This is a genomic window from Streptomyces sp. FH025 (genome assembly GCF_017427025.1).
Lineage (GTDB): Bacteria > Actinomycetota > Actinomycetes > Streptomycetales > Streptomycetaceae > Kitasatospora.
The window spans coordinates 1-10,721 of record NZ_JAFLNG010000224.1; the positions used below are offsets into that span (position 1 = coordinate 1).

Consider the following 10,721-nt stretch of genomic DNA (forward strand, 5'->3'; position numbering starts at 1 on the left):
CCCGCCCCGCCGGCCGAGCCGGACGGCTACCAGCCTCCGCCGCCCGGGTACGGATACCCGCCGCAGCCGCCCCGGCAGTGACACACGACGAGGCCCGCCGATCCGAGTCGGCGGGCCCTCGTCCGTGCTCCGGGGTCAGACCCCGTCGGTCAGCTCACGCGCGCGCTTGACGTCGTCGGCCATCCGGTCCAGCAGCGCCTCGATGGAGTCGAACTTCTCCATCCCGCGCAGGTAGGCCAGGAAGTCCACGGCCACGTGCAGCCCGTACAGGTCCAGGCCGACCCGGTCGATGGCGTACGCCTCGACGGTGCGGGCGGTGCCGTCGAAGGTCGGGTTGGTGCCGACCGAGATCGCGGCGGGCATCCGCTCCCCGCCGGCGGTCAACCAGCCCGCGTACACGCCGTCGGCCGGGATCGCGCTGTGCTGCACGGTCTCGACGTTGGCGGTCGGGTAGCCCAGCTCGCGGCCGCGCTGCGCGCCGCGCACCACCACGCCCTCGACCCGGTGCGGGCGGCCCAGCACCTCGTTGGCCCCCTCCATGTCCCCGGTCTCGACCAGCCGGCGGGTCAGGCTGGAGGAGAACGGCTCGCCGTCCCCGGCGGTGCCGCACACCTGGAGGTCGACCACCTCGACCTCGAAGTCGTCCTCCCGGCCCAGCTCGGTGAGCAGCGTCACGTTCCCGGCGGCCCGGTGCCCGAAGCGGAAGTTGGGCCCCTCGATGACGACCCGGGCGTGCAGCGCCTCCACCAGCACCTGCCGGACGAAGGTCTCCGGGGACTCCTGGGAGAACTCCGTGGTGAACGGCAGCACCAGCACCGCGTCCACGCCCAGCTCGGCGATCAGCTCGGCGCGGCGCGGGTGCGGCGCGAGCAGCAGCGGGTGGCTGCCCGGGCGGATCACCTCGCGCGGGTGCGGGTCGAAGGTCACCACGACCGAGGGGAGGCCGAGTTCGCGGGCGCGCTCGACCGCCCGGCCGATGATCAGCTGATGTCCGCGGTGCACCCCGTCGAACGAGCCGATGGTGACGACGCTGCGTCCCCAGTCACCGGGGATCTCCTCCAGGCCACGCCAGCGCTGCACCCGACCGCTCCTTGTTCCCTACGGTGCGTACCCTCGTACGCTCAAACGCTCAAACCCGAACCCCTATAGCGTGCCATGCGCCTGCCCCGGCTCGGCCACCGGAATGGGGGTTGAACGCACCGGTGCACGGAGGGCCCGCGCGGGTACGGCCCGTTCGGCCTCGGCGGCGGCGTACTGAGGGTCCCGCCCGGCCGCCGCCAGGGCCCGCATCCGGGCCAGCCGGGGGCCGTCCGGAGCGGTCGGGGCGGCATCGCGCGGCCACCGGGCGAGCAGCTGCGCGAAGGCCGCCGAACGCCCGGCGCAGCGCACCAGCAGCTCGTCCGCGATCGCCAGCGCGGGAGCCGTACGGGCCAGCACGGCGCGGGCCCGTACGGGATTCTCCACCGCGCAGTGCTCGGCGAGCCGCTCGACGGCGGCGGTCAGCACCACCGGGTCGGTCTCGGTGGCGAGCAGGGTGTCCAGCAGCTCGCAGCGCAGCGCGTCCGCCGCCGGGTCGGCCACCGGGACGGACAGCACCTCGGCGAAGGGCCTGCGGACGGCGGCCGTACGGACGGCCAGCGCCGCGCCGAGCAGCACCCGGAGTTCCAGCCGGGCGGCCGGGCCGTCGATCGCGGCCCGGGCCAGCCGGCGGCCCAGGTAGTCGACGGCGACCGGCCCGGCCAGCAGCGGGTGCTCGCGCAGCAGCCGGGCGGCCAGTTCGGCGCCGCGCCGGGCGGTCAGTGGGCCTCGGGCGTCGGCGAGCACCCGCAGGGTCTCGGCGGGGGCGGCGCCGGGGGCCGTCAGCCCGTCGGCGAGCGCGGCCAGGACGGGCTCCGGATCGCTCTCCAGGGCCGGGGCCAGCGCCCGCGCGGTGAGGAAGGCGTCGCCGCCGGTCCGGTGCAGGGCGAGCGCGGCGCCCAGGTGGGCGGCCCTGGTCGCCGGGTCGCCCACCAGCAGGGCCAGCGCGGCACCGTGCAGGCCCGGTTCGTCCTCGCGGGCGAGCAGGGTCAGCGCGGTGTACCGCAGCAGTTCGGCCCCCGCCCCGGACGCGTACGGGGCCGTCCGCAGCGCGTGCACGGCGGCCGCGACGTGGCGTTCGGGCCGCCGGTCGTGGCTCCAGCGGTCCACCGCGCGGCACAGCGCGGAGGGTTCCTCTGCGGCGAGCACGGTGAGCAGGGCGTCCGCCCCCGGGTGCGCGGCGTCGGCCAGCGCGTCGGCCAACTCGTCCAGGGCCAGCCGCCGGTGGGCGTACAGAAGGTCGTGGGCGAGGTCGGCGACGCCGCGGCCGGGCAGGCCGTGCCGGTCCTCGAACCAGGCGCACAGCGCGGGGAAGACCGCGACCGGATCGGCGCGCAGCCGCTCGACCACCGCGCCGAGGAAGCCCTGTCCGGGGCCGTCGGCGGCCACCAGGCGGCGCAGCAGCGCGAGTTCGGCCTCGACCGGCAGCCCGAGGCCGGTCCAGAACGCCGGGTCGAAGCGCTCCAGCCCACCGAGCGCCCGCCACCCGCCCGCGGCGGCGGCCCGCTCGGCGATCCGGTTCGCCAACTGATCCAGCAGCGCCCGGTGTTCGGCCCGGTCCGGGCTGGCGGCCAGTCCTGCGGTGAGCAGCCGGGCCGCCCACCAGGAGGGCTCGCCGCCCGGCGGGCACAGGTCCAAGGCCCGCCAGATCCGGTGCAGCCACGGGTCCAGGGCGGGCGCGCCCCAGGTCTCGGCGACCTTGCGCAGCGCGGCCGCGACCGGCCCGATCCGGTGCCGGGGCACCGGGCCGGCCTCCACGGCCCGGCCGCTCACCTCCTCCCCGCCGACGGGCGGGGCGGGAGTGTCCTCGGCCTCGCCGAGCAGCAGCCGCAGCGCTGCGTCCAGGTCCAGGTGCAGGCCCTGCAGCCAGTCGGCGAACTCCCCGTGCGCGAACCGGAATCCGGGCCCGGCCGGGACGAACAGCCCCTCGGCGAGCACCGCCGTGGCCCAGCCGCCGTCGGCCGGGAACAGCTCCTCGAACGCCTCCCGGGGCAGACCCCCCGACTCCTCGCCGAGCATCCGCCGGGCCGCCTCGTGCACCCGCCCGGCCACCGCCGCCGCGAGCCTGCGAACCCGCCGCCGCGGTCCGTCGGCGGGCCGGGCGGTGCCCCGGCGGTGCGCGCCCGGCCGCCGCGGGCGGCCGTCCTCGGCCAGCCGCTGCGCCACCCGCAGACAGCAGAGGTCCAGGTGGGCGCCGAACAGCTCGCCGCGGCACGGCGCTTCGTCGCGCACGCCCTGCGCCCACAGCTCCCCGGCCAGTCGGACGGCCAGTGGATGCCGCGCGTCCTCGGCGGCGCTCGGCCGGCCCGGCGGCAGCCCGTAGCGGCGGCGCACCCGCTCGGCCGCCTCGGCGGGCAGCGGGCCGAGCCGGTGCCCGGCCAGGGTCGGCGCGCCCGCTCCGCCGGCGTCCATCCGGACGGTGGGGGCGCTGGCCAGGTCGCCGTCCGGGCCCGGCTCCGCCAGGTGCCGACCGGCGGCGGTGCCACTCCCCCAGGGCTCGGCCGCGAGCCGTTCCCAGACCTCCTCGCCGCAGGCCGTCAGCAGCCGCGCCCCGCAGCCGGTCAGCCACTGCCCGGCGCCGCGCAGCCAGCGCGGGCCCAGCGGTACCGGGGCCTCCTCGGGGGCGTCCAGCACCACCAGCAGCGGCCGCCCGGCCGCCGCGCACAGCGCCGCCACCGGCGCGGGCGGCGGTGCCGTGATACCGAGCCCGGCCGCGGCCGCGGCCAGCGCCCGCGCCACCGGTTCGGCGAGCGAGCGGTCCCCGGCGCGCAGGTCGGCGCCGCGCAGCCAGAGGGTGGGCAGCGGCCGGTCGCCGCCGGAGCGGCGCACGGCGAGGGCGGCCAGCTCGGTGGAGCGCCCGCTGCCGGGGGCGCCCACCAGAGCGGTGACGGTCGCCGAGGGCTCGGCCCCGGTCAGGCCGTCCGACCGGTCCACCCGGTCGGCGGCCAGCGCGGCCACCCGGTCCGGTCCGGCCCCGGCGGCCGCCAGCTGGGCGGCCGTCAGCCGCAGCACCCCGGCCAGGTTGAGCGCAGGGCCGTACGCGGGCACGGCCGCCGCGTTGCGCGCCAGCAGCCCGGCCAGCTCCTGCGCGACCGCCGTCCCGCCGCCCGCGGCCACCGCCGGCAGCGCCCCGCCGTGCTCGGGGCCGCGCAGGGTGGGCGCGGCCACCGCGACCACGGCGCCGCTGCGGGCGTCCAGCACCGGCGAGCCGGCCGGCACCACGACCCCGCCGACCACCGGCACGTCCAGCAGCAGCACCCCGCCCGGCAGGCTCGTGCCGGACGCCGCCGCGGTGACGCCCAGCAGCCCGCAGCGCAGCGCGACCGCCAGTCCGTCCTCAGCGGTGAGCGCGGGCAGCAGCACCTCGTGCCCGGCCCCCGCCACGGCCACCGGCAGCGGCGGCACCGGCAGCCCGCCGACCGCGTCGGTGCGCAGCAGGGCCAGCCCGTGCTCGGGCAGCGGCAGCACGGCCTCCGGGCCGAGCACCCGGGTCTGCCCGCCGTGGGTGTGCAGCACCACCCGGTCCACGCCCGCCACGGCCTCGTACGCGGTGAGCACGCCGCCCTGCGGGTCGGCGACGAACCCTAAGCCGTGCAACCGCCCGTTGAGGTCGCGGATCCGCAGCAGGTACCGCCCCGGATCGCCCTCCAGAAACCCCGGCATGAGTGGCCCCCTCGACCGTCGCTCGCTCACCGCCGGGAGCCTGCCCGCCGGAGCGGCCCCCCGACCGCTCCCGCGCCGTTCACCACGCCCTTTCACCTCGCGCGCTCCCTCGTCAGGGTGCCCCCTGTTCGAGTGAAGGGCTCCCAAAGGTGAAGCCCCCGCCGGGATGACTCCCGACGGGGGCTGCGCACGGCCACAGGGCACTCAGCCGACGAACACCGCCACCGGCTTCGCCTGCCCGCCCTTCTCCTCGACCAGCGCGAGGAAGCGCCCGTCCGGCCCGAACACCGCGATCGGCCCGTCCACGCCCAGCCCGGGCGCCTTCAGCCGGGCGCCGTGCGAGAGCTTCTTCGCCGAGTCCTCGTCCAGGTCCCAGCGCGGGAAGGCGGCCGCCGCGGCCTCCGCGATCGGCAGCACCTCCAGCCCGGTGGCGGACTCCCCGGTGACGGCGGCCTCCAGCTGCTCCAGGGTGCGTGCCGACTCCACCCCGTACGGCCCGACCTTGGTGCGCCGCAGCGCGGTGAGGTGCCCGCCGACGCCCAGTCCGGCGCCCAGGTCGCGGGCCAGGGCCCGGATGTAGGTACCGGAGGAGCACTCCACGGTCACGTCCAGGTCGATCACCGGCGTGCCGTCCTCGGCGACGGCCGCGCGCTGCTCGTGCACGGTGAAGGAGTGGATCGTGGTCGGCCGGGCCGCCAGCTCGAAGTCCTCGCCCTCGCGCACCCGCGCGTACGACCGCTTGCCGTCGATCTTGATCGCGCTGACCTTGGACGGCACCTGCATGATCTCGCCGGTGAGCGCGGCGATCCCGGCGTCGATCGCCTCCCGGGTGACGCCGTCCGCCGGAGCGGCGGAGGTGATCTCGCCCTCGCGGTCGTCGGTGATGGTGGTCTGGCCGAGCCGGATGGTCGCCTCGTAGGTCTTGGCGGTCAGCATCAGGTGGCCGAGCAGCCGGGTGGCCCGCTCCACGCCGATCACCAGGACGCCGGTGGCCATCGGGTCCAGGGTGCCGGCGTGCCCGACCTTCCTCGTCCCGGCCAGCCACCGCATCTTGGCGACGACCCCGTGCGAGGTGATGCCCTCGGGCTTGTCGACGATCACCAGGCCGTCCGGGCCGGTGCCTTTGCGCTTCATCGGGTTCTTTCTCTCAAAAACGGCATGCGCGAAACGGCGTTCGCGAGATGCTCAACGTACCGGCCGCAGCGCGGACCGGAACCTCTCGACCACCGCGGCCACGTCCTCCCGGACACTGAACCCGGCCGCGAAGACGTGCCCCCCGCCGCCCAGTTCGGTGCAGGCGGCGGCGACGTCCACCGCGCCCTTGGAACGCGAGGAGCCGCGCAGCGTGCCGTCCGGGTCCTGCTTGAGCACCAGCGCCACCTCGGCCTCGGCCGGCCGGCGCAGGATGTCGATCAGCCCCTCGATCTCCTCGACCGTGACGCTGAACAGCGCCAGGTCCTGGTAGGGCACCCAGGTCCACACCAGGCCCAGCCCGCCGGCCGCGTCCGGCTCGTAGACGGCCCGGTCCAGCGCGGCCGCGAGCACCTTGAGGTAGCCGAAGGAGGAGGTGTCCCACAGCTGCCGGGAGATCAGGTCGTGCCGGATGCCGGTGGCCAGCAGCCGCCCGGCCAGCTCGTGGGTGGCGGGCGTGGTGGCCCGGTACTTGAAGGAGCCGGTGTCGGTGGCGACCCCGGTGTAGAGGCAGGTGGCCAGGTCCTGGTCGAGCTCGACGCCGAGCCGGCGCAGCAGTTCGTCCACGAGGACGGCGGTGGCCGGCGCGGCCGGGTCGATCAGCTGGTGGGTGCCGAAGCCCGGGTTGGAGGCGTGGTGGTCGAACACCACCAGAACGGGCGCGGCGAAGGCCTTGTCGTGCAGCAGGCCCAGCCGGCTCCGCGCGGCGACGTCGAAGCAGAGCACCAGCTCGGGCACGTCCGGCACCTCGGCGGCCGGCACGATCAGCTCCTGGCCGGGCAGGAAGGCCAGCGACTCGGGCACGATCTGCGGGTCGTCGCCGAAGGAGACCCGCACCTGCTTGCCGAGCCCGCGCAGCGCGAGCCCCGCCGCCAGCGAGGAGCCCAGCGCGTCGCCGTCCGGGCAGATGTGGCAGATCAGGTCGATCGAGCGGGCCCGCCCGATCTCCGCCACAACCTGCTGCCAGAGCAGCTCGGTGCCGCTCTCCTCGACGCGCGGCCCCGGGAGCGCCACGGGGGCACCCTCCACCGTGCTGGTGGAGGACGCCCCCGTGGTGGAACCGGCTCGCGAGGCGGCCTGGGCCGGCTCACCCGCCATGACTACTCGTCCTCGTCGTCACGCTCGGACGCCGGGACCCGGTACGGGTCGGCGTCGCCCGCGTAGCTCGCCCCCGCGGCCTGGGTGCGCACGGCGGCGTCGGAGGTCCGGGCCCGGTCGAGCAGGTCGTCGATGTTCCGGGCGTTGTCCGGCAGCGCGTCCGCGACGAAGGTCAGCGTCGGGGTGAAGCGCACACCGATCTTGCCGACCTCGGAGCGGATCACGCCCTTGGCGCTCTCCAGCGCGGCCGCGGTGGCCTCGCGCTCGGTCTCGTCACCGAAGACGGTGTAGAAGACGGTGGCCTCGCGCAGGTCGCCGGTGACCCGGGTGTCGGTGATGGTCACGAACCCCAGGCGGGGGTCCTTGATCCGCCGCTCCAGGGTCTGGGCGACGACCACCTGGATGCGGTCGGCGAGCTTGCGCGCCCTTGCGGTGTCGGTCACGTTGCCTCCTCGTGCAGTGGGCCCGGTACCCGGGCGAGCTGCGCACCCGTCGGGGCCCAAGCCCCAAAGTACCGGCCCGCGCCCGGCCTTGCGGGCGCTATCGGTCCTGATCCGTGTGAGAACGGCGACTTCCGCCGGCCGGCTCCACGGTCCTCATTCGTCGTCGTCGTTGTGGTAGCGCCTCCTCGCGGAGAGGAGCTGCACCTCGGGGCGGCCGGCGACCAACCGCTCACAGCTGTCCAGGATCTCGGTGACGTACCCGGCATCGCCGGACACCACCGCGAGGCCGATCTCGGCCCGGCGGTGCAGATCCTGGTTCCCGGTCTCGGCAGCGCACACGCTGTACTTGCGCTGCAGTTCGGCCACGATGGGCCGCACGATCGAACGCTTCTCCTTGAGCGAGTGGACGTCGCCCAGCAGCAGGTCGAAGGTGAGTGTTCCCACGAACATGTGTGACAGGTCTCGCCGACCTGGAAGGCCTCGGGAGCGTACAGCCCCCGACGGGGCTGACGCCGTGACATCTGACTACCCCGGACCCTACACAGCGAGACCGGGGCCGGTCGACGGAAATACCACCCGTCGACCGGCCCCGGTGACCAGCGATTACACGCGCGGCTTCTCGCGCATCTCGTAGGTCTCGATGATGTCGTCGACCTTGATGTCGTTGAACGACCCCAGGGTGACACCGGCCTCGAAGCCCTCGCGGACCTCGGTCGCGTCGTCCTTGAAGCGGCGCAGACCCTCGATGGTGAGGCTCTCCGCCACGACCTTGCCGTCGCGCAGCAGGCGGGCCTTGGCGTTGCGGCGGATGATGCCGTCGCGGACCAGGACACCGGCGATGTTGCCGAACTTGGAGGAGCGGAAGACCTCGCGGATCTCCGCGGCGCCGAGGCGCACCTCCTCGAACTCCGGCTTGAGCATGCCCTTGAGGGCGTTCTCGATCTCCTCGATCGCCTGGTAGATGACCGAGTAGTACCGGACGTCCACGCCTTCCTTGTCGGCCGCGGCACGCGCACGGCCTTCGGCGCGCACGTTGAAGCCGATGATGATGGCGTCCGAGCCCATCGCCAGGTCCACGTCGGACTCGGTGATGGCACCCACACCGCGGTGCAGGACCCGGAGCTCGACCTCCTCGCCCACGTCCAGCTTGACGAGGGCGTCCTCGAGGGCCTCGACCGAACCGGAGACGTCACCCTTGATGATGAGGTTGAGCTGCTCGATGGAGCCGGCGGCGATGGCCTTGTCCAGGTCCTCCAGGGACACCCGGACCCGACGCTGCGCGAAGGCGGCGTTGCGGTCGCGGGCCGAGCGCTTCTCGGCGATCTGACGGGCGGTGCGGTCCTCGTCGACGACGATGAAGCTGTCGCCGGCGCGGGGCACCGAGGTCAGACCGAGCAGCAGCACCGGGCGGGACGGGCCGGCCTCGCTGAGGCTGTTGCCGTTCTCGTCCAGCATCGCGCGGACACGGCCGTAGGCGTCGCCCACGACGATCGAGTCGCCGACGCGGAGCGTACCGCGCTGCACGAGCACGGTCGCCATGGCGCCGCGGCCCTTGTCCAGGTGCGCCTCGATGGCGATACCCTGCGCGTCCTGCTCGGGGTTGGCCCGCAGGTCCAGCGAGGCGTCCGCGGTCAGGACCACGGCCTCCAGCAGCTGGTCGATGTGCAGGCCCTGGCGCGCGGAGATGTCGACGAACATGGTGTCGCCGCCGTACTCCTCGGCCACCAGGCCGAACTCGGTCAGCTGACCGCGGACCTTGGTCGGGTCGGCGCCCTCGACGTCGATCTTGTTGACGGCGACCACGATCGGCACACCGGCGGCCTTGGCGTGGTTCAGCGCCTCGACCGTCTGCGGCATGACACCGTCGTTGGCCGCGACCACCAGGATCGCGATGTCGGTGGACTTGGCACCACGGGCACGCATGGCGGAGAACGCCTCGTGACCCGGGGTGTCGAGGAAGGTGATCGGGCGCTGCTCGCCGTTCACCTCGGTGACGACCTGGTAGGCACCGATGTGCTGGGTGATGCCACCGGCCTCGCCGGCCACCACGTTGGACTTGCGGATGGCGTCCAGCAGGCGGGTCTTACCGTGGTCGACGTGACCCATGACGGTGACGACCGGCGGGCGCGGGGCCAGCAGCTCGTCGCCGCCCTCGTTGGCACCGAAGTCGATGTCGAACGACTCCAGCAGCTCGCGGTCCTCGTCCTCCCGGCTGACGATCTCGAGCTGGAAGCCCATCTCGTCGGCCAGCAGCTGCAGCGTCGCGTCGGAGACCGACTGCGTCGCGGTGACCATCTCACCGAGGTTGAACATGACGGAGACGAGCGCGGCCGGGTTGGCGTTGATCTTCTCCGCGAAGTCCATCAGCGAGGCGCCGCTCGACAGGCGAACGGTCTGGCCGTTGCCGCGAGGCAGCATCACACCGCCGACGGACGGGGCCTGCATGGCCTCGTACTCCTGGCGCTTCGCCCGCTTCGACTTGCGACCGCGAGCCGGGCGACCACCCGGGCCACGACCGAAGGCGCCCTGCGTGCCACCACGGGCACCCGGGCCGCCGGGACGACCGCCGAAGCCACCGGGACGCGGGCCGAAGCCGCCGCCACCACCCGGAGCACCGCCACCCGGACGCGGGCCGCCGAAGCCGCCACCGGCCGGACGCGAGCCCGGACCGGCCGGACGGCCCTGGAAGCCGGGACGGGCGCCACCGGCACCCGGACCACCCGGACGACCGCCGGGGCCACCCGGACCACGGCCACCCGGGCCCGGACGCGGGCCGGCCGGACGCTGCGGCATCATGCCCGGGTTCGGGCGCGGCATGCCGGACGGGGTCGGGCCACCGGGACGCGGCGCGGCCGGACGCGGCATGCCGTCGGGACGCGGGGCACCACCGGGACGCGGCGCACCGGCACCCGGAGCGCCACCCGGACGCGGACGGTCGCCACCCGGACGCGGCGCACCGGCACCCGGAGCGCCACCCGGACGCGGACGGTCGCCACCCGGACGCGGCGCACCGGCACCCGGAGCACCGCCCGGACGCGGACGGTCGCCACCGGGACGCGGACGGTCGCCGCCCTGCGCACCCGGAGCACCCGGACGGGCACCCGGCGCGCCCTGACGGCGGTCGCCGGGGCGGGCCATGCCGGTGGCGCTGCCCGAGGTGAAGGGGTTGTTGCCCGGACGCGGGCCGGCCGGACGCGGGCCCGGACGGGCGCCGCCGGAGGCCTGGCCACCCGGGCGCGGGGCCTGGGT

General features: G+C 75.4%; 7 protein-coding genes. All 7 read right to left on the reverse strand.

Features of this window, described 5'->3' with window-relative positions:
* Window positions 1-135 precede the first annotated feature (135 nt).
* Window positions 136-1,080 (reverse strand): bifunctional riboflavin kinase/FAD synthetase, encoded by a 945-nt coding sequence (locus J0670_RS17705; protein WP_207812576.1) that lies wholly within the window; start codon window positions 1,078-1,080, stop codon window positions 136-138.
* Window positions 1,081-1,143: 63 nt separating this feature from the next.
* Entirely contained in the window at window positions 1,144-4,740 is a 3,597-nt protein-coding gene (locus tag J0670_RS17710) for a serine protease (protein WP_207812577.1), read from the reverse strand.
* A gap of 204 nt (window positions 4,741-4,944) precedes the next feature.
* The gene (gene truB, locus J0670_RS17715; protein ID WP_207812578.1) at window positions 4,945-5,874 is read right to left on the reverse strand and encodes a tRNA pseudouridine(55) synthase TruB; all 930 of its coding nucleotides are present in this window, start codon (window positions 5,872-5,874) and stop codon (window positions 4,945-4,947) included.
* Between the two features lie 51 nt (window positions 5,875-5,925).
* On the reverse strand, window positions 5,926-7,029 hold the full coding sequence (locus J0670_RS17720; protein WP_207812579.1) for a bifunctional oligoribonuclease/PAP phosphatase NrnA: 1,104 nt from the start codon (window positions 7,027-7,029) through the stop codon (window positions 5,926-5,928).
* A 2-nt stretch (window positions 7,030-7,031) separates the two neighbouring features.
* Window positions 7,032-7,472, reverse strand: coding sequence for a 30S ribosome-binding factor RbfA (gene rbfA / locus J0670_RS17725; protein ID WP_207812580.1), 441 nt, complete (start codon window positions 7,470-7,472; stop codon window positions 7,032-7,034).
* Window positions 7,473-7,625: 153 nt separating this feature from the next.
* Window positions 7,626-7,922 (reverse strand): DUF503 domain-containing protein, encoded by a 297-nt coding sequence (locus tag J0670_RS17730; RefSeq protein WP_196949803.1) that lies wholly within the window; start codon window positions 7,920-7,922, stop codon window positions 7,626-7,628.
* Between the two features lie 153 nt (window positions 7,923-8,075).
* The coding region (gene infB, locus J0670_RS17735) for a translation initiation factor IF-2 (protein WP_207812581.1) at window positions 8,076-10,721 on the reverse strand (2,646 nt) is incomplete at its 5' end.

Bases quoted from the DNA above. Each gene is read 5' to 3' on its own strand.
- J0670_RS17710 (WP_207812577.1), bottom strand. From the start codon at position 4,740: ATGCCGGGGTTTCTGGAGGGCGATCCGGGGCGGTACCTGCTGCGGATC.
- truB (WP_207812578.1), bottom strand. From the start codon at position 5,874: ATGAAGCGCAAAGGCACCGGCCCGGACGGCCTGGTGATCGTCGACAAG.
- J0670_RS17720 (WP_207812579.1), bottom strand. From the start codon at position 7,029: ATGGCGGGTGAGCCGGCCCAGGCCGCCTCGCGAGCCGGTTCCACCACG.
- J0670_RS17730 (WP_196949803.1), bottom strand. From the start codon at position 7,922: ATGTTCGTGGGAACACTCACCTTCGACCTGCTGCTGGGCGACGTCCAC.